Source organism: Flammeovirga agarivorans (genome assembly GCF_012641475.1).
Taxonomy (GTDB): Bacteria; Bacteroidota; Bacteroidia; order Cytophagales; family Flammeovirgaceae; genus Flammeovirga; species Flammeovirga agarivorans.
The window spans coordinates 464,976-483,918 of record NZ_JABAIL010000001.1 but is presented as its reverse complement, the minus strand read 5'-3'; the positions used below and the strand labels follow the sequence as shown (position 1 = coordinate 483,918).

The following is an 18,943-nucleotide window of genomic DNA, read 5'->3' as shown; positions in this document are numbered from 1 at the left end:
GGTACTTCCGTATTAATGTATACACTAAAACTGTAAGTTGAGTTTCATTGAACTCATGTACATAATAACAAAAATCGAAAAATAATGCCAAACATAAAAAATTAGTTTTTCAAATTGATTTATAAATTCAACGCCCTCAGTGAAACATATTTACTGAACGAATATTATATTTGTAAAAGAATAACAGAACTAACAGATTTTTTATAAGGAATCGTTCCAAACATTCAAAATTTAATATCAAATGACAGCAAAAGTGAATATTAGCAACAGACATCTTCAAAAATTGAATATGGCTCTAAAAGGTCAACTACATTTTGATGATGTGATGAAGACATTATATGCTACGGATGCCTCTGCTTACAGAGAGATGCCTTTGGCTGTCGCATTTCCTCAAGACGAAGAGGACATTAAAACACTAATTCAGTTTGCCAACGAGAATAATACTTCATTAATCCCTAGAACAGCAGGTACTTCTCTTGCTGGTCAGGTAGTGGGACATGGTATTGTTGTTGACGTATCGAGAACATTTACCAACATTCTTGAAGTAAATAAAGAAGAAGGCTGGGTAAGGTTACAGCCAGGTGTGATTAGAGATGAGTTAAACAAACATCTTAAAGACTATGATTTATTCTTCGGACCAGAAACATCTACTGCCAATAGAGCAATGGTAGGTGGTATGGTTGGAAATAACTCATGTGGATCTAACTCTGTAAAGTACGGAAGTGCCAGAGATCACTTATTAGAAGTTCGAGGCTTTTTAAGTGATGGTTCAGAAGCTGTCTTTAAAGAAGTGACTCTAGAAGAGTTTGAAGCTAAAACCAAATTAGATACTCTTGAAGGACGTCTTTATAAAGATGTACAGGAGATGCTTGCTCCTGCCGACGTAAGAGAAGAAATCGCAAAAGAATTTCCAAAACCTTCAATTCCAAGAAGAAATACAGGATATGCCATAGATCTATTAGCAAGAATGCAACCTTTCGATCCGAATGGCAAGCCTTTTAACTTCTGCGAATTGATTGCTGGGTCAGAAGGAACTTTAATATTCATTACTGAAATTAAGCTTCACTGTAACCCAACACCACCAAAATATAAAGGTGTACTTTGTGCACAATTTGATTCAATTGACGAATCATTAAAAGCCAACCTTATTTCACTAAAATTTGACCCAACAGCGGTCGAATTGATGGATAAATATGTTCTTGATTGTACAAAAAACAGTATCGAGCATAGTAAAAATCGTTTTTTCTTAGACGGTGATCCTGCAGCAGTATTGGTAACTGAAATCTCAAGAGACTCTGAAGAGGAAATGAGAAAAGTCGCCAAAGAACTGGAAGAAGCTTTTAAAGCAGCAGGTATGGGACATTACTACAAATTAGTAGAAGGTAGTGATGTTAAAAGAGTATGGGACCTAAGAAAAGCTGGGCTTGGTTTATTATCAAATGTACCCGGTGATCCTAAAGCAGCTCCTGTAATTGAAGATACTGCTGTAGATGTAGAGGACTTACCTGCGTTTATTGCCGAATTCAATAAAACTTTAGATAAATATAACCTGACTTGTGTGCATTATGCACATGCTGGTTCTGGAGAATTACACCTTCGCCCTATTCTTGACTTGAAAGTAGAAGAAGGGAATAAAATGTTTAAAACCATTGCCGAAGAGATTGCAAAACTTGTTAAGAAATACAGAGGTTCTCTTAGCGGTGAGCATGGCGATGGTCGTTTGAGAGGTGAGTTCATTGAATTCATGGTAGGAGAAAAGAACTTTAAACTTATTGAAAGAGTGAAACGTTCTTGGGATAATGACAATATTTTCAATCCTAATAAAATTGTCGATACTCCTCCTATGAATGAGAGTCTTCGTTTTATGCCTGGTATCGAAACACCAGAAATTAAAACAACACTAGACTTTTCATACGAACAAGGCATTATTAGAGCCGCTGAGTTCTGTAATGGTGCTGGAGCTTGCCGTAAAACAGAAAAAACTGGTGGTACCATGTGCCCTTCGTACATGGCTACTAGAAATGAAAAGAATACAACAAGAGCAAGAGCCAATATATTAAGAGAATACTTAAGAGCTCCTTATGAAATCAATCGTTTCAACCACGATGAAATTTATGAGGTGATGGACCTTTGCTTATCTTGTAAAGGCTGTAAATCTGAGTGTCCTTCAAATGTAGATATTGCAAAATTGAAGGCAGAGTTCTTACATCAATATTACCAAGCAAACGGTGCTCCTTTAAGAGCTAAATTGATTGCTAATTTCCCTAATTTGACACAATTAGCAATGCTTACTCCTGGTTTATTTAATCTTATGATTAGTAATCCACTTACAGGAAGTATTTTCAAATCAATCACTGGTTTTGCTCAGGAACGTTCTGTTCCAAAAGTTCATAAATTCACTTTCAAAAGCTGGTTGAAGAAAAGAACTCAAAAGAAATCTGAGAAGAAAATGGTTTACATTTTCTGTGATGAGTTTACTAACTTCAACGATACAGAAATTGGATTGAAAACAATTGAGCTGTTAGAAAAGCTTGGATACGAAGTACACTGGCAACCACATGTTGATAGTGGTAGAACATATATCTCAAAAGGATTCCTTACAGAAGCTAAAGATTTAGCTTGTAAAAATATCGAGATGCTAAAAGACTACATCACAGAAGAGACACCACTTATTGGTATCGAACCTTCTACGATTATGACTTTTAGAGATGAATATCCTTCGATTGTTCATGCTCATCAAAAAGATGATGCTAAGAATTTAGCTGAAAACGCATTAATGATCGATGAGTTTATTGCTAGAGAAATGAAAGCAGGAAGAATCACTGCAGACCAGTTTACAGAGGAGGAAAAGTTGATTAAGCTACATACTCACTGTCAACAAAAAGCAACAGGTACTCAGGTAACAGGAAAGCAAATGTTGAGCTTACCAAAGAATTACAAAGTTCAGATTATTCCGTCTGGATGTTGTGGTATGGCGGGATCTTTTGGTTACGAAAAAGAGCACTACGAAATCTCTATGCAAGTAGGTGAATTGGTATTGTTCCCAACTGTAAGACAGCAACCTGAAGACGTAATCATTGCAGCTGCAGGTACAAGTTGTAGACACCAAATCAAGGATGGTACAGAAAGAACGGCACTGCACCCAGTAGAAATCCTTCTAGACGCAATAAAATAATTGAATACAAAATATATTTATATAGAAAGGCGGTCAGTTGATCGCCTTTTTTATTGCTCTAAATTCAACCTATTGATTAACATTATATAGGTAACAATATATATACGATCAATTGATATTTATTCACCAAAAAGAACAAAAAAAGGATGTTTATATGCGTTAATAAACACAAGTGTATCAGTGTTGCTTTTTTACTTTTGTGGACCTATTAAAAATACTGCCTTTGATTCTTTGGAATGGATATAGAAAAACAGAACATACTAATTACTGCCCCCAGGAGTATCATTAGTGCTTCGGTAATGCATAGAGCCATCAGAAGTGATGACTTTAATGTATTTACTGGACAGCGAAGTGTAATCTCCAATAAAGATGTTACGTTTAGAACTCTAGACTTTCATCAAGCCTTTACTTATCGAGATGCTTTAAAAGATATCGATGTAGTATTTCTGTGTGTGCCAGATTCTTACAGCTCATTTGATAAAATTCACTATCAAAACTTCATCAAAGCTTGTGAACTATCAAACATTAAAAAAATAGTGATGTCTTCTATTTTTAACGCCCAAAAAACATGGTATTTACCTATTGGGAATGTTGAAAAAATGCTAGAAGAAAGTCAGTTAAACTATAGTATAATCAGAAGTACGGTATTTATGCAGAACCTGATTACTTACTTTAAAAGTGACATCACAAAAGATCAAAAATTGTTTGTTCCTAACTATCAGACCAAGTTAAATTGGATTGATGCCTTAGATGTTGCAAAAGTGATATTAATGGCGGCGAGTGATCATCAATTGTTTAAAAATGAGATTGTAACTATCACTGGACCTCAGAATAAAAACTTTATGGAAGTGACGGCTAAACTTACCGCATCACTACCTTTTGAAATTGAACACAGCAATAAGTTACCGACCTCTTTAAGGGGAAAGTCTTGGAAAGATAAATTGATTTTATTTTTTCTTCCTGCATTGATTTTAATTTCTAAAAAAGTAAAGCCAACTAATCAATTTGAAGAAATTACAGGACGACCACCTCGAACATTAAGTGAGTTTATTATGAGAAAACTCCCCGAGTTGATGCCTGAAAAAGAGAAAACAAAAAAGCTTACATTACTGTAAGCTTTTTTGATATTATTTCATTTCTAAATCACAAAAATGAAATTTGGAATGAATATGATTTCCGTCTGCATCTTTGTAATTGTATTCTCTTACCAACTTATCTCCAATTTTAAATGGAATAGGTTTTGAAAAGATAGGTCCATCGTAAACAAAGGTGTGAAACTCTCCTTTTTCTCCACAAGGATCTACACCGTCAGGAAGTTCATTATAAAAGTCCATGTCCAATGTTCTTCCAATAAATTTCTCACCCAACTCATCATTTACAGCTACTGTTACCGCTTTAAAGCCTGCATCTACAAAATCTTTAAACAACTGATGAGTATCGCCTCCCCATAATGGAAAATTACATGTTAAACCAATTGCTCCCATTTGGTCCTCTCTGTACTTTCGCAAATCTTCTAAATAGATATCACCTAAAATAAGGTCTTTGATTCCATCGTTAATAAAAGGTTTAAGGTGAACCGCTAATTCTCTATCATAAGTGTCGTGAGTGGCATCTTCTTCTAAAAACATTTTATGCAATGGCAAACCGATAGATTCTGCCTGTAAATCCAGCAGTTCTTCTCTTACACCATGCATACTTATTCTTTTGAATTCTGCTGATAATGATGTGAATAATCCTTCGATATTCCACTCTTTCATGGCCTTAAACAATGCAAATGACGAATCTTTTCCCCCACTCCATTGAAATAGTGCTCTTTTCATTTCCTATATCAATTATTTATTTCTAATTTTGATCATCAAATTGACGGTAATTTATGAAAAGCATCTTAAATATCACCCCAAGATATATCATCTTATTACGATGTTGTTGATTCTCAGAAATCAATACTTGATCCCTTATGTCAAGTAAAAATTACCATTCCCTAAATTTTAGAAATTATACTTTTTATTGGAAAACACTTAAAAGAAGCCTCTCGGTTTGAGTCTTTCTTTACAGCTTTGTGTCAATTCTAATAGAATCTACCATATAAAAATTGCGAACATGCAACCAGATTTAAGAAAAAAACTAAAAGTTTATAACACACTTTCAAGAAAGAAAGAGCTTTTTGAACCTCTTAATCCTCCTTTCGTAGGAATGTATGTCTGTGGCCCTACCGTATACGGTGATGCACACTTAGGACATGCCCGTCCTGCCATTACCTTTGATGTTATCTTTAGATATTTAAAACACCAAGACCTTAAGGTACGCTATGTTCGTAATATTACTGATGTAGGACACTTGGTAGGTGATGCTGATGAAGGAGAAGATAAAATCGCTAAAAAAGCAAAGTTAGAACAAATTGAGCCTATGGAAGTGGTACAGTACTATACTGATCGTTACCACAGAGATATGGATGCTTTAAATGTTCTTCCTCCTAGTATCGAACCAAGAGCTACAGGCCACATTATCGAGCAAATAGAAATGATTCAAAAAATCATGGAATCAGGGTATGCTTATGAGTCTAATGGATCGGTCTATTTCGATGTTGTAAAATACAATCAAGACAAAGAGTACGGTGCTCTATCGGGTAGAAATATCGATGAAATGCTAGAGGGAACTCGTAACCTAGATGGTGTAAGTGATAAGAAAAACCAAGTGGATTTTGCACTTTGGAAAAAAGCTGAACCAGAGCACATTATGCGTTGGAATTCTCCATGGTCTGAGGGTTTCCCTGGGTGGCATCTAGAATGTTCTGCAATGTCTGCTAAGTACTTAGGCAAACATTTTGATATTCATGGGGGCGGAATGGATCTCAAGTTCCCACACCACGAAGCTGAAATTGCTCAGTCTAATGCTTGTAATCATGTAGAGCCTGCGAAGTATTGGTTACACAATAACCTCATTACGATCAACGGTCAGAAGATGGGTAAGTCTTTGGGTAACTTTATCACTTTAGAAGAGTTATTCGAAGGCAAACATAAGTTACTAGAGGAAGCTTATTCACCAATGACTATCCGTTTCTTTATTTTACAAGCACAATACCGTAGTACTTTAGACTTCTCTAATGAGGCACTTCAAGCTGCCCGCAAAGGATATAGAAAAGTAATGAACGGTCTTCGTTTAGCAAAAAGCATGAAATATACTGCTGACGAATCTGTGGAAGTAAATGAAAAACAGGCTAAAAATATTGAAAGCATTATCAACTCTATTTATAGAGGTATGAATGATGATTTTAATACTGCAGTAGCAATGGCGGGTATTTTCAATTTATTAAAGAAAATCAATGCTGTTCATGCGGGTAATATTCCTGCTGCTCAATTAGGAGAACAAGCTTTTAATGATATGATCTATTATTATATCACCTTTATTGAGGATGTACTAGGCTTGAAAGAGGAAACTCCTGATCACTTCTTCAGTGCTTTAGAATATATTCTTCAAGATTATGCGAAAGCAAAAGAAGTTCGAGACTATGATAAAGTGGATGCTATCCGCGCTCAGTTAAAAGACATGGGTGTAGTAGCTAAAGACACTAAAAATGGTGTAGAATGGTCTTATGACGAAGCTTAGTCTTTATCATAAATAGAATAAATAAAAAACGAGTTCTGGAATTAATATTCTAGGACTCGTTTTTTTGTGTATAGGTGAAAATACATCGCCAAATCTATGAACTGAATAATGAAATCACAAGTCCATAATTGTTAAATTATTCATGCTTCAATTCCATTTCTTTTTTATATCTGCGGTAAGAATAAACAAAAGGGATAATTACAATAACTGCGATAGTTAACATAAACAGAGTAAAGCTTATTATTTTATTAGGAATTAAAGCTGTGAGTATCAAAACTACTCCTCCTACCATCCATATTTTACCTGATAATGCATGAGTTTCTTTCCACACCTGATCACTTTCTAAGGTCCAAGGTGTACGGATTCCAACAAAGTAATTAGGCCTAATGGTCTTGAAGTAATTTCCAAGCAGCATAATCATAATTCCGATACCAATAAAAATACCACTACCAAGGTTTGTTGATTCATTGATTGCATGATAAATAATCATAAATGAAATCCACGACATCGTTCCTGTAATAATCCAATTCAAAGAGTTATACTTCCCTCCCATTTCCTTAATTCTCTTCTTTGGATCTATATAGGGTATTACTAAAAATAATAAGTAAGAGATCAATGGTAATATCACCACTAATGCTGCTAATTCTGATCTTTCTCCATATCGATCTACTTCTCCATAAACATTCCAATGCATTGGTACTTTTTCTGGTAATTTATCCCATATAAAAGCGGTATACGCCATAGGAGCGATAACAACTAAGAGCAATAGCAAGTCTTTTTTTAGAGTTTTCATGATAGTTATTTTTTAAGTGTAAGCACCCAGGAAAGCAGCTCCTCCACAATTGTAGTGTTCAAAGAATATTCAACAAACTGACCTTTCTTTACCCCCACAATAAGATCTGCTCTTTTAAGTATATCTAAATGATGAGATATGCTCGGTTTTGAAATATTAAACGCATTAGCAATTTCACCAGCATTCATATCTTTTTCTTTCAGCATTTCAATGATATCTCTTCTCGTCTGATCATTTAATGCTTTGAAAATCTGATTCATAGATTAATTTAAATATTTAGATAAATATCTAATTATCTAAATAAAAAAGCAAATAATTAAAATCAGATTGACGTACTTTCTTTTCTAAGTGCAATAATTATTATCAATCATTATCGACAATACATCTATAACTTGTCAATTGTCATTGTTATAATTCACACAAAATCTTTTTCTTTGCAGACTCATTGGAAATTATTTATGGAATTTACAGCAATCGACTTTGAAACGGCACATGGTGCTAGGTGGAGTATTTGTCAGGTAGGTATAGTAAAAGTAAAAAATGGGGTTATTGTTGACCGATACGAATCATTAATTCGTCCGCCAGATAACCGATACCATTCTTTTAATACATCTATACATGGTATTACACCAGAAATGACAATAGATGCCCCTAGCTTCTATCAGGTTTGGGATGAAATCATCCCATACATTGAAGGTCAGTTGATTGTTGCCCATAATGCTGGTTTTGATGTAAGTGCTTTAGAACAAACATTGGAATTATACGATATTGACATTCCCGTTTTTGACTACGACTGTACTTACAAAAGAACAGGAGTAGCATTGGATGATGTTTGCTATACCTTCGGTTGGGAGTTAAAACACCATGATGCTTTGGCAGATGCAGAAGCATGTGCTAAATTGTATATAGAATTACACAGGGAAAGAGAATTACCTGTATTCGAAAAAAATCCATTTAAAAAGAAAAAAGGTACGAATCCATTCAGAACTCAATTGTCTGGAGATATCTTAAAACCTGATTTTGAAAATGCAGATCCAGAGAGTCCTTTCTACAAACAGAAAGTAGTCATTACTGGACTTTTTAACCAATGGGAACGCTACGAACTAGCTTATAAATTAAAAGGGCTAGGTGCAAAAATAAATACGAATATTTCTGGTCAGACCAATATGGTATTGGTAGGGAGCGATCCTGGACCTAGTAAGCTAAAAAAAGTGGATATGTACAACCAACAAGGTAAACATATCCAAAAATTAAATGAGCAAGACATCAAAGAAATTTTTGAAGTCTTAGAAGAGTAAATACTATTAAAAATGAACCTTGGATTATATTCTGTTGTAAAGAATTTAATCAAGTACTTGTATCTGAAATTTGTATTCTACAAAATTGAGAAGAACGGTTGGGAAAATATTCCCGATAACAAACCTATTATCTTTGCTGTAACACATCCTCTTATGTATGTGGATGCTGTGGTACTTGGTTGTTCTTTTAATAGACCGCTACACTTTATTACCAAATCAACTGTTTTCAATACAAAATTTAAAAGATGGCTGTTTGGTAAAATGAACATGATCCCTGTAGTTAGAAAACAAGATGGCCCTAAGGGAGGAAAGTTTTCCAATAAAGACATGTTTATCAATTGTATAAAAACGTTAGAGCAGAACAATTGTATCCTAATATTTTCTGAAGGCACTAGTATTTGGGAAAGAAAACTAAGAGAATTAAAGACGGGGACAGCTAGAATCGCTTTAGAAGCTGAAAATGAGAATGATTTTAATCTAGGTGTTCATATCGTACCTGTCGCCTTAAATTATACTTATGTTACGTCTTATTTCCCTAGTGTTTCCATTGATGTAGCTCCTGCTATAGAAGTAAATCAACACAAAGAGCAATTCAAGGAAAATCCATCCTTAGTGGCTAAGGAAATCACCACAACAATTAGAGAACGTATTCTTGAGCGATATTTTACGATTGAAGATTCATCACATGAAGATTTAATTAAAGATGCTGTTGTGATGTATAATGAAACGCCTAAAGAAGGATGGTCTAGGAAAAACTCATTAAAAAAGTATTTTGATCGATTGATTGCCGCCGAGCATATCATCCAAAATACTAAAGATCAATCCACTTTAAATGCTTTAAAAGAAAACATTATAAACTACAATCATCAGCTTAAAAAAAGGAAAATACAAGATTTTAGTTTGTGGAAAACGAGAGTAAGCTGGACCGCTCCCATTACTTTATTGCTAAGAATGGTGCTTCATCTTGTTGTATTGCCTATCCAAGCAAGTAGTTGGTTATTTAATTATTTTCCTTATAAGTTTAGCAAGTTTTTAGCTCAAAAAACATCTAAAGAGGTAGAAGTTTGGGGAGCAAATTTGATTGTCTTCTTGGCTTTCTTTTTTAGTATTACTTACGTAATTACTATTGGAGTAATCCATTACTTTTATCCGTTATCTTGGTGGGTTAGAATTGTGCTACTAGTACTTTTCCCTTTCTTTACTTATGTATCTTTCTTTATGCATGAAACACAGAAAAAACTATTTTCTGATGTACGCTTAGCATATTTGTCATACAATAAAAAGAATGAATTTAACTCCATCGCTACTTTAAGAGAAAGGATTATTTCCAATATTAATACCATTATTGATGCCACTGAAGATGAAGAAAAAGTATAAACTAGGATTAGTTCTGTCTGGAGGAGGAGCTAAAGGGTTAGCCCATATTGGTGTTTTATTTTACTTAAAAGAGTTGGGAATTGTACCTGATGCTATTGCAGGAACTAGTGCAGGCTCTATGGTTGCTGCCATGTATGCTTATGGCACTCCATTAACGCAGATGCATAATTTCTTTCATGAAACGGACTTATTTCAATGGAAGGCAAGAGGTTTCTTTAGAAATAATTTTAGCGTAAAAGGAATTGTAGACCCTCGATCTTTTAAAGATCAGCTTCAAAAAATGATTCCTCATGATGACTTCTCCAAAACACAAAAAGACCTTTATGTTGTAGCAACCAATATGCAAACTGCCGAGGAAAAAGTCTTCACATCAGGGTCTATTACAGAAGCTGTATTGGCCTCTAGTGCCTATCCCTTTGTTTTTGCTCCCGTTGAAATTGATGGTGCTATTTACAGTGATGGTGGTATCCTAAATCATTTTCCGGTAGATGTTTTGAGAGAACAATGTGAAAAAATTATTGGAGTATATGTCTCTCCTATTCGCGTTTACGAAAAAGATGAACTTCAAAATGTACAACAAATTGCATTGAGAGCGATGTCTTTAAAAGGTGACAAGGCCGAATTAGCGAAATTAAATGACTGTGATATAGCAATATTCCCTCAAGATTTGATTAAATTTAGCACATTCGACACCGATTCTAAGAAATTATATGATATCGTAGAAATCGGTTATGAGGAAGCGGAAAAACATCACGACAAATTGATTCACCTGAGAAAAGAATTACAGCAATAATACACTGCTGTTATTTTCACTGATTAACATGTGGAGACCTTTTAAAAAAAATCGCTCTAAGAAAGAGAACAAAACTGCCAATCTATTACTTCTTGAGGCTCAAGATAAGCTTGAACTTCAAGGACTACGTCTTGATGACCAAAAATTCCGACTGATTTCAAAACTGAAAAACCTCAAAGAACAATATCAAACTACAAATAAGGAGTTAAAAAAATCTTTGTTTGAATTAAAAGGTCAACTCACACAAAACAATCAGGAAAGAGCTGTTCATCTGAATGCTTACGTTAGTACCTTACAAAATGAGCTCACCAATTACGAAACTCTAGCACATACTATTGAAAATGAGTTATTAGGAGTTCGAAAAGATCAATCTAGGCTCAATCATCAAAAAGAAAGTTTAGCGACACAATTACTTCTATTACCCAAAGATTGCCCCATTGAATCTTTTAGTGTCGAGGAGTTTTTAGATAAAATCTATACGGATGCCCTCAATGCGACGTCAGAAGATAATGACCTTGTAAATATGGAAATCACGTTAGCACTTGAAAATAAAGAAAGTACTCATTCTATTTTCAATCCGTTCTCTACCCAACAATCTGCAACAATACATTCTATTCAAGAGAAACAAGAGAAAATCAATCAGTTTTTCCAAAACCACCATACTCCTAATAATCAAACGAGTAGCAACAAGTTTAGCAACTTCTTTACCACGGATGCTGAAAAGGAAAAGCAAAAAAAGATTGATGACTTTTTTAATAGAAAAGATTAGTTGACACAACAATAATAAAACAATAACTTTATAGTAAAGACGTTCTTATAGAACAAACTTAATTTTCAAAAATTCACTATACTCATGGGTATCAACCTCTCAAAAGGCGGTAAATTCAATCTTTCTAAAGATTCTTCCTCATTAGATAAAATTATGTTAGGGTTAGGTTGGGATTTGATTCCAGGCAATACCTTAGATTTGGATGCATCTGTATTCATGATCAATAATAAAGGAAAGATCCCTGCTGATGAATTTTTCGTTTTCTTTAATAACCTAAAATCACCCGACCAAAGTATTGAACACACAGGAGATAACAGAACCGGTAAGGGTGATGGAGATGATGAAATGATTCTTGCTCATCTATCAAAAATTTCAGATGTCATTGACGAACTTATCTTTGTAGTAACCATTCATAATTCAGAAGTATTGAGGCACCACTTTGGAATGCTTCAGAATGCTTACATTCGAATTGTAGATATTGACACACACAGAGAAATTTGTCGCTATGACTTAGATAAAAAGAATTTCGATAAGTTTACTGATATGGAATTTGGTAGGCTTAAACGAGTAAATAACGAATGGAATTTCATTGCTTCTGGAAGTGGCTCAAAAATTGGTTTACAAGGTTATGTAGATCAATATACTACCTAAATATCTTTTTTAAACTTGTACTTTTAAACTGAATAAAACATATGGAACTGAGTAAAAGTTCTGGAATCTCTCTGAAGAAAGGAAGTAAAATTTCCTTGCTAAAAGATGATGGCGGTAAACTAGAATACCTACGCGTAGGTGTAAACTGGGGAGCTATTCAAGGTAAAGCACTATTTGGACTTATCAACCATCAGGTAAATGTAGATTTAGATGCATCTATTAGTGCTTTTGATAGAGAGATGAATGAAATTTATACTGTCTATTACAATGAACTTGTATCGCCTGACGGTGCTGTCACACATACAGGAGATGACTTAGTGGGTGATGCAGGAGAAGATGATGGATTAGACAACGAAACCATTCAGATTCATCTTAATGAAGTACAACCGGATGTAGATCAGATTTTCTTATATCTTAACTCTTACAAAAAGCAAGATTTTGCCACTATCCCTTTTGCAGAAGTAAGAATGTATACAAAAAATGATGTATTGGCCACATTCAATATGGCATCTAATCCGGATTATGCAGGCTACGTTTCAATGATTATGGGTAGACTGTATAAGATTGAAGGTAACTGGAAGTTTGAAGCACTAGGTGAACCGATCCAATCGAAGGATATTGAAGGGACGATCACTTATTTACAGATAAAATTCGGATAAAGATAAATCGCTAGTAAATAGTAGTACTTCCTACTTATTACTAGCGATTTTTTTATTTAAGACAGCCCTTCAATTTCACCATCTACAAATCTGATTTGATTGGCCTGAGGTACTTTTGGTAATCCTGGCATACGCATAATACTACCCGCTCTAGCTACAATAAACCCAGCTCCAGAGTTAATAATAAGATCTTCAAAATGAATATCGAATCCTCCTTCTGGTGCATTTAATATCTTCGCATTATCGGTAAACGAACTTTGTGTTTTAGCGATACAAACCGGTAAGTTTGTTAAACCGTACTTTTCAATTCTCTTTAGCTTTAACCTGGCTTTGTTGTCCAATTTTATTCCATCTGCTTTATAGATATTTTTGGCAATTTTATCTAGTTTATCATAGATACTATCTTCCAAATCATAAGTAAATTGCAATGGACCAGAAGTTTTTTTCTCGATTAAATCTACTACTTTATTCGCAAGGTCTACTGCACCTTCTCCTCCTTCAACAAAACTGTTATTGATGGCAAACTCCACTCCTTGTTCTTTACACCAGCCTTCTACAAAAGTCATTTCCTCCTTTGTATCAAATGCATATTGATTGAAAGTTACCAATACAGTTTGACCAAATCCTTTCATATTTTCAATATGACGTTTAAGGTTTGGTAATCCTGCTTTTAGACCTTCTAAATTTGGTTCCTTAATATCTTCTAGTGCAACTCCACCATGTAACTTTAATGCTTGTGATGTAGCAACAATAACTGTTAGTGCAGGACTAATTCCAGCATTTCTACACTTGATATTAAAGAATTTTTCTGCTCCTAAATCAGCTCCAAATCCTGCCTCTGTAATTGTATAATCCGCATGAGACATACACATTTTTGTGGCTAATATTGAATTACAACCATGAGCGATATTTGCAAAAGGTCCACCATGAATAAATGCAGGCGTATTTTCAGTGGTCTGTACTAAGTTAGGGTTAATCGCATCCTTCATTAATACTGCAATAGCTCCCTCAATACCTAGATCTCTAACGTATACTGGTTGATTATCATGATCAAAACCTAAATAGATATTCCCTACTCTCTCTTGTAAATCCTCTCTGTCTTTAGCAAGACAAAGAATTGCCATTAATTCAGAAGCCGGAGTGATATCAAAGCCCGCTTCAGCCACTTCACCATTGACAAAACCTCCAAGGCCCGTAACGATATTTCGTAAACTTCTATCATTTACATCCAATACTCTTCTCCAAAGTACATTTTTAAGATGTTTGCCTTCTGCTCTATGAAAATGTTGATGGTTATCTACCAATGCAGAAATCATATTATTAGCAGAGGTCACTGCATGAAAATCTCCGGTAAAATGAAGGTTGATGTCTTCCATCGGTAAAACTTGAGCATGACCACCACCGGCAGCCCCGCCTTTCATCCCAAAACAAACCCCTAAAGAAGGCTCTCTTAATGCAGGAATTGCGTTCTTTCCTATTTTTTGTAAGCCTAATGCTAAACCTACCGAGGTTGTCGTTTTTCCAATTCCAGCCCTTGTTGGTGTAATGGCAGTAACAAGAATTAGCTTACTCTTTTTTACCTTTTCTTCATCAATAGCTGAGTAAGGAATTTTTGCCATATGATGTCCATATGGGATTAAATTTTCATCAGTAATTCCTACTGAAGACGCTATTTCACTGATTCTTTTTAATTTGGTTTCGCGAGCAATTTGTATGTCTGTTTTCATATGTAAGTATGTGCCTAGATAGGTTTTTAATTTTTATTCTTTGAATAGGGTTCTAAAACTTTGATATTAGTAGATATAAACAGCTAACCATTTATACACCATAAACTTACTTAAACGCATGTCTCAATACCAAACTATTATTTATAATAAAACAGAACGTATTGGTATAATTCAATTAAACCGTCCTGAAAAAAGAAATGCACTTAATGCACAGATGGTTCAGGAACTCACATTGGTCTTATCTGAAATAGAAAATGATGATTCTGTGCAGGTTGTCATCCTAAAAGGAGAAGGAAAAGTATTTTGTGCAGGAGCAGATTTACAATACATCCAAGACCTTCAGAAGTTTTCTTATGAGGAAAACTTAGCAGATTCAGAAGCTTTGAAAGAGCTATTTCTAAGCATTTACTCCTTTCCAAAAGTAATCATCTCTCAAGTACATGGAGCTGCTATAGCCGGTGGTTGTGGGTTGGCTACTTTATGCGATTTTGCTTTTGCATCGGAAAGTACAAAGTTCAGTTATTCTGAAGTAAAAATAGGATTCATCCCTGCCATAGTTAGTATTTTTCTTACTAGAAAAGTAGGAGAAGGAAAAGCCATGCAACTATTGCTTTCTGGACAAATTATTATGGCAAATAAGGCTTTAGAATATGGTCTTATCAACGGTATTTGTTCGGATGAAGATTTAGAAGATGAAGTGGTTGCTTTTGCTAAGAAGTTAATTAAAGAAACCTCAATGGAAGCCAAAGCAAATACTAAACATCTTATACATACCACATGGCATTTACCGATCGAAGACGCTCTCAATGTGGCTGTTAAAGCAAATGCTGCTGCAAGGGCTACCGATGACTGTAAAAAAGGTATTGCCTCCTTCTTAAATAAGGAAAAATTACAATGGGATGAATAGTCACAAAAAAAGCTCATGGTTTTCCTCATGAGCTTTTTTTGTTTTGATCCATTGGTAAGATTAATCCATCATATCCATGGAGTCTTCTGAACTTGAGCTTTTCCCCTTTTTCTTTGGCTTCTTCGCTGCCTGACCAAATCTATAAGAGAAAGTTAGATAGCCTACTCTCGATTCCCAATCGTAAGTCATATCTGAATTAAATCCGATACCTTCGCTGTAAACGTTGAATTTATAAGTATTGAATACATCGGTCACCCTCGCTTGTAAAGTACCCTTGCCTTTAAATAATTTTTGAGAAACAGCCATATCTACTCCTCCCATCGGAGCAATATATCCTTGTGCTGTTGCTCTTTTCGAGCTAAATCTTCCTGTTACTTGTAAAGATAGCGTCTTGGTTAAATTAGTTGATGACATCAATTTACCTGTCATTGCCCAAGCTTGATTGGATAGATCTAAATCTCCGGCATCACCAGAAATAATAAGATTATAAACATTGGCACTACCTGTAAACTTCCACCAACTTGTCATATTGTATGTGGCAATCGCTTCTGCTCCATAACTTTGTGAGTTATCCACATTATCCCAAGTCATGACCATCACACCATCTGGTCTAGCAGACTGTACTCTCTGAATGGCATCATGTGTATATCTATAATAAAGACTACCCGTAAGTGTAATATTTTCCCAACCATGCTGGTAAGTAGCTTCTAATGCATCAATAAATTCTGGCTGTAGATAAGGGTTACCTTGTCTCAGTGATTGTGGGTTTGAGTAATCGGGAAATGGATTTAATGTTCTACCCCTTGGACGATTTACTCTACGGCTATAACCAATAGATGCTTCACGCATATCAGAGAATTTATAAGCGATATGTAATGTCGGATATAAAGCAAAATAGTCGTTATGAACTGTCTGTGCTTCAGTTACTGCATTATCTTCAAGTTGAGATGTTGTATACGCCTGTTCCGCTCTTAAACCACCTTGTAATCCCCAATTACCAAAGTCATGTCGATACATTACATACAACGCATGTACTTGTTCGCTGTAGTTAAAATTATTGTTCAAGGAATCATCAGGAGTCCACATTCCACCATTCATACTTTCAGAAAAGAAGTCTGTTTCAATATCTCTTCCTGTTGATCTCCAACCCGTTTCTAGCGTTCCTTTCTCTCCAATAGGTTGTACATAATCAATTTGTCCTAAGTAGATTTTATTTCTTTCAGGGCTATTATTGCGTTGCTCAAACATAGGGTCAGAGACTAACCCATTTGTGTTATCATACTCTGTATAAAAACCATCTGTAGTTCTTAAACCATCAGAATATTGTCCGGAGATATCCAAGCTTTGACCTGGGTTAACAAAGGTCTTTCGGTACCCAAAATTATATTCTTGATTTTCAGAATTTCTATTGGTTTCGTTGACTCTATATACTTTATCTATTACCGAACCATCAGCATTAAAATAATCCAAATTCAACTGCTCATTTTTGTTATTATATCCTGTATTATAAGTAGCAGAAAAGTATACATTATTGTAATCATTGATATCGTAATCTATTCCCCCTTTAAATAAGTGAGAATACCTCTGGTCATCTCTATGTGATGTCTGATTGTTATAGTCAGTGATATTACCGTTAGCATCAAGATTATTCTGATGTTGTGTTTTATCTACATAGCGCTCTTGGTATCTGCCTGAATAATTTGCGTAAACATTTACTTTACTCACTCTGGCATTCACACCTGCAGAAAGATTATATTTATTATTGTTACCGACACTAGCTGAAACATTACCATTAATTCCTCCTTTTCTATCTTTCTTTAAAATAATATTGATAATACCACTTGTGCCTTCAGGATCATACTTTGCAGATGGATTGGTAATCACTTCAACTCTTTCAATAGAACTCGCCGGAATTTGATCCAATATATCAGCATCAGAAGAACTGGTTAAGTTTGAAGGTTTACCATCAATAAAAATAGTCACATTTTCGCTACCTCTAAGGCTTAATGTTCCTTCAGAATCTACATCTATTGAAGGAATATTTTTTAAGGCATCAGTCATAGAACCTCCTACCGAATTAAGGTCCTGACTCACATTAAATGTTTTTCTATCAATACCTAACTCCATTACATCTCTCTCTGCTGTTACTGTTACTTCGTCTAAACTTTTAGCAGAAGATTGTAAAGTGATATTCCCAAGAAACTTATCCTTTTGATCAGGTTTTATGATAAAGGGTTCTGAAATGTATTCATCATACCCTATAAAAGAGATCTTTGCAAACATTTTACCTGCAGGTACCTCACTCACTTTAAAGCGACCTTGTTGATCGGACGATGCTCCAGTAATAAATGAAGTGTCTCTAACAGCGTAGAGTGCAACAGTTACAAATTCAAGATTATCTTGAGTATCTGCATCTGAAATTTTACCGGTAACAGTTCCAATTTTAGGACGTTGCCCATTTTTTCCATTTTTACCACCATCGGGTCTTTGTGAAAATACTAGGGTTGGTAAGATTAATAATGTGATTAATATCTTCAGTTTCATTGCTCTTGATAGAATAAGGCGCTTTATAAATAAATTAGGTCGTGAAAGTTATGTTTTCTACTGCAAAGATTTACCTTTCAAAGCTTTAGAAAAAATAAATTCAATAAAAGTTCGGATTTATTCAACCAACGGCGATTTTTCCTCCATTTACATCAATTGGTTCTTCGATTAACACCACACACATTATAAAAAACAAAAAAAGAGAAGTCGATTACTGACTTCTCTTCATTGAGCAACATCAAGTATGTATCCCTTATATAAACCTTAAATTAAAAAATACTTGATGTGTTATCATTTGATTATTAGTAATGATAATTACTCAGATTTTACTTCCTCTGTTTCAACGACTACTTCTTCTGCAACCACTGCAGCAGAATCGTTTTCAACAACAACTTCTTCTTTCACTTCAACTACCTCTACCTCTGTTTCTACTTCTTTTACTTCTTCTTTTTTGGCTTCTTGTGCACATGATACTGCACTGATAGTAAAGATTGTCGCGATGATGAATTGACTAAATTTCATAATAATAGCATTAGTTAGATTGAAAATTGATTTAAGTTGCTAGTAAGAACTAAGTATGATTGAAAAAGAAAATTGATTATTTAAAAAATTTACTTAACTAACAACAGCGTTAGCAAAACAAA

Annotated in this window: 16 protein-coding genes; 10 read left to right on the top strand and 6 right to left on the bottom strand. The window is 34.7% G+C overall.

The features are described from left to right. Positions 1-241 precede the first annotated feature (241 nt). Both HGP29_RS02020 and HGP29_RS02015 read left to right on the top strand, forming a co-directional pair. Positions 242-3,175 (top strand): FAD-binding and (Fe-S)-binding domain-containing protein, encoded by a 2,934-nt coding sequence (locus tag HGP29_RS02020; RefSeq protein ID WP_168880642.1) that lies wholly within the window; start codon positions 242-244, stop codon positions 3,173-3,175. A gap of 236 nt (positions 3,176-3,411) precedes the next feature. Next, positions 3,412-4,290, top strand: a complete 879-nt coding sequence (locus HGP29_RS02015; protein ID WP_168880641.1) for an NmrA family NAD(P)-binding protein — start codon at positions 3,412-3,414, stop codon at positions 4,288-4,290. Positions 4,291-4,302: 12 nt separating this feature from the next. Here HGP29_RS02015 and HGP29_RS02010 read toward each other — a convergent pair whose 3' ends face one another. Continuing rightward, the gene (locus tag HGP29_RS02010) at positions 4,303-4,995 is read right to left on the bottom strand and encodes a Dph6-related ATP pyrophosphatase (RefSeq protein WP_168880640.1); all 693 of its coding nucleotides are present in this window, start codon (positions 4,993-4,995) and stop codon (positions 4,303-4,305) included. Between the two features lie 280 nt (positions 4,996-5,275). On the opposite strand from HGP29_RS02010, the gene cysS reads away from it, so the two are divergent. Further along, on the top strand, positions 5,276-6,781 hold the full coding sequence (gene cysS, locus HGP29_RS02005; protein WP_168880639.1) for a cysteine--tRNA ligase: 1,506 nt from the start codon (positions 5,276-5,278) through the stop codon (positions 6,779-6,781). Positions 6,782-6,917: 136 nt separating this feature from the next. Here the strand turns inward: cysS and HGP29_RS02000 are convergent, their stop codons facing one another. After that, positions 6,918-7,574, bottom strand: coding sequence for an SdpI family protein (locus HGP29_RS02000; RefSeq protein WP_168880638.1), 657 nt, complete (start codon positions 7,572-7,574; stop codon positions 6,918-6,920). Positions 7,575-7,579: 5 nt separating this feature from the next. Then, positions 7,580-7,834 carry an autorepressor SdpR family transcription factor gene (locus HGP29_RS01995; RefSeq protein ID WP_168880637.1) on the bottom strand — a complete coding sequence of 85 codons (255 nt, stop codon included), beginning with the start codon at positions 7,832-7,834 and terminating at the stop codon, positions 7,580-7,582. A 198-nt stretch (positions 7,835-8,032) separates the two neighbouring features. Between HGP29_RS01995 and HGP29_RS01990 the strand changes: the two genes are divergently transcribed. From HGP29_RS01990 to HGP29_RS01965, 6 genes are all read left to right on the top strand, one after another. Then, positions 8,033-8,872 carry an exonuclease domain-containing protein gene (locus HGP29_RS01990; protein WP_168880636.1) on the top strand — a complete coding sequence of 280 codons (840 nt, stop codon included), beginning with the start codon at positions 8,033-8,035 and terminating at the stop codon, positions 8,870-8,872. Positions 8,873-8,884: 12 nt separating this feature from the next. Next, positions 8,885-10,249 carry a 1-acyl-sn-glycerol-3-phosphate acyltransferase gene (locus HGP29_RS01985; RefSeq protein ID WP_168880635.1) on the top strand — a complete coding sequence of 455 codons (1,365 nt, stop codon included), beginning with the start codon at positions 8,885-8,887 and terminating at the stop codon, positions 10,247-10,249. Further along, on the top strand, positions 10,233-11,042 hold the full coding sequence (locus HGP29_RS01980; protein ID WP_168880634.1) for a patatin-like phospholipase family protein: 810 nt from the start codon (positions 10,233-10,235) through the stop codon (positions 11,040-11,042). Before HGP29_RS01985 ends, HGP29_RS01980 begins: the two co-directional genes overlap by 17 nt. A 28-nt stretch (positions 11,043-11,070) precedes the next feature. Continuing rightward, the gene (locus HGP29_RS01975; RefSeq protein WP_168880633.1) at positions 11,071-11,811 is read left to right on the top strand and encodes a hypothetical protein; all 741 of its coding nucleotides are present in this window, start codon (positions 11,071-11,073) and stop codon (positions 11,809-11,811) included. A gap of 84 nt (positions 11,812-11,895) precedes the next feature. Beyond that, complete coding sequence (locus tag HGP29_RS01970) at positions 11,896-12,462, top strand: TerD family protein (protein WP_168880632.1); 567 nt, start codon at positions 11,896-11,898, stop codon at positions 12,460-12,462. 41 nt (positions 12,463-12,503) lie between these two features. Then, positions 12,504-13,121, top strand: a complete 618-nt coding sequence (locus tag HGP29_RS01965; RefSeq protein ID WP_168880631.1) for a TerD family protein — start codon at positions 12,504-12,506, stop codon at positions 13,119-13,121. A gap of 56 nt (positions 13,122-13,177) precedes the next feature. On the opposite strand, the gene HGP29_RS01960 is transcribed toward HGP29_RS01965, so the two are convergent. Then, positions 13,178-14,848 (bottom strand): formate--tetrahydrofolate ligase, encoded by a 1,671-nt coding sequence (locus HGP29_RS01960; RefSeq protein ID WP_168880630.1) that lies wholly within the window; start codon positions 14,846-14,848, stop codon positions 13,178-13,180. A 118-nt stretch (positions 14,849-14,966) separates the two neighbouring features. Here HGP29_RS01960 and HGP29_RS01955 point away from each other — a divergent pair, with 118 nt between their 5' ends. Then, entirely contained in the window at positions 14,967-15,755 is a 789-nt protein-coding gene (locus HGP29_RS01955; RefSeq protein ID WP_168880629.1) for an enoyl-CoA hydratase/isomerase family protein, read from the top strand. Positions 15,756-15,815: 60 nt separating this feature from the next. Here the strand turns inward: HGP29_RS01955 and HGP29_RS01950 are convergent, their stop codons facing one another. After that, positions 15,816-18,299: a TonB-dependent receptor family protein gene (locus HGP29_RS01950; RefSeq protein WP_168880628.1), complete on the bottom strand. Its 2,484-nt coding sequence runs from the start codon at positions 18,297-18,299 to the stop codon at positions 15,816-15,818. Positions 18,300-18,614: 315 nt separating this feature from the next. Then, positions 18,615-18,821, bottom strand: coding sequence for a hypothetical protein (locus HGP29_RS01945; protein WP_168880627.1), 207 nt, complete (start codon positions 18,819-18,821; stop codon positions 18,615-18,617). Positions 18,822-18,943 lie beyond the last annotated feature (122 nt).

Excerpts from the sequence above, each read along its gene's own strand:
- HGP29_RS01995 (WP_168880637.1), bottom strand. The coding sequence starts at position 7,834 with ATGAATCAGATTTTCAAAGCATTAAATGATCAGACGAGAAGAGATATC.
- HGP29_RS01975 (WP_168880633.1), top strand. The coding sequence starts at position 11,071 with ATGTGGAGACCTTTTAAAAAAAATCGCTCTAAGAAAGAGAACAAAACT.
- HGP29_RS02010 (WP_168880640.1), bottom strand. The coding sequence starts at position 4,995 with ATGAAAAGAGCACTATTTCAATGGAGTGGGGGAAAAGATTCGTCATTT.
- HGP29_RS01950 (WP_168880628.1), bottom strand. The coding sequence starts at position 18,299 with ATGAAACTGAAGATATTAATCACATTATTAATCTTACCAACCCTAGTA.
- HGP29_RS01965 (WP_168880631.1), top strand. The coding sequence starts at position 12,504 with ATGGAACTGAGTAAAAGTTCTGGAATCTCTCTGAAGAAAGGAAGTAAA.
- HGP29_RS02000 (WP_168880638.1), bottom strand. The coding sequence starts at position 7,574 with ATGAAAACTCTAAAAAAAGACTTGCTATTGCTCTTAGTTGTTATCGCT.
- cysS (WP_168880639.1), top strand. The coding sequence starts at position 5,276 with ATGCAACCAGATTTAAGAAAAAAACTAAAAGTTTATAACACACTTTCA.
- HGP29_RS01985 (WP_168880635.1), top strand. The coding sequence starts at position 8,885 with ATGAACCTTGGATTATATTCTGTTGTAAAGAATTTAATCAAGTACTTG.
- HGP29_RS01980 (WP_168880634.1), top strand. The coding sequence starts at position 10,233 with ATGAAGAAAAAGTATAAACTAGGATTAGTTCTGTCTGGAGGAGGAGCT.
- HGP29_RS01960 (WP_168880630.1), bottom strand. The coding sequence starts at position 14,848 with ATGAAAACAGACATACAAATTGCTCGCGAAACCAAATTAAAAAGAATC.
- HGP29_RS02020 (WP_168880642.1), top strand. The coding sequence starts at position 242 with ATGACAGCAAAAGTGAATATTAGCAACAGACATCTTCAAAAATTGAAT.
- HGP29_RS01990 (WP_168880636.1), top strand. The coding sequence starts at position 8,033 with ATGGAATTTACAGCAATCGACTTTGAAACGGCACATGGTGCTAGGTGG.
- HGP29_RS01955 (WP_168880629.1), top strand. The coding sequence starts at position 14,967 with ATGTCTCAATACCAAACTATTATTTATAATAAAACAGAACGTATTGGT.
- HGP29_RS01945 (WP_168880627.1), bottom strand. The coding sequence starts at position 18,821 with ATGAAATTTAGTCAATTCATCATCGCGACAATCTTTACTATCAGTGCA.
- HGP29_RS01970 (WP_168880632.1), top strand. The coding sequence starts at position 11,896 with ATGGGTATCAACCTCTCAAAAGGCGGTAAATTCAATCTTTCTAAAGAT.
- HGP29_RS02015 (WP_168880641.1), top strand. The coding sequence starts at position 3,412 with ATGGATATAGAAAAACAGAACATACTAATTACTGCCCCCAGGAGTATC.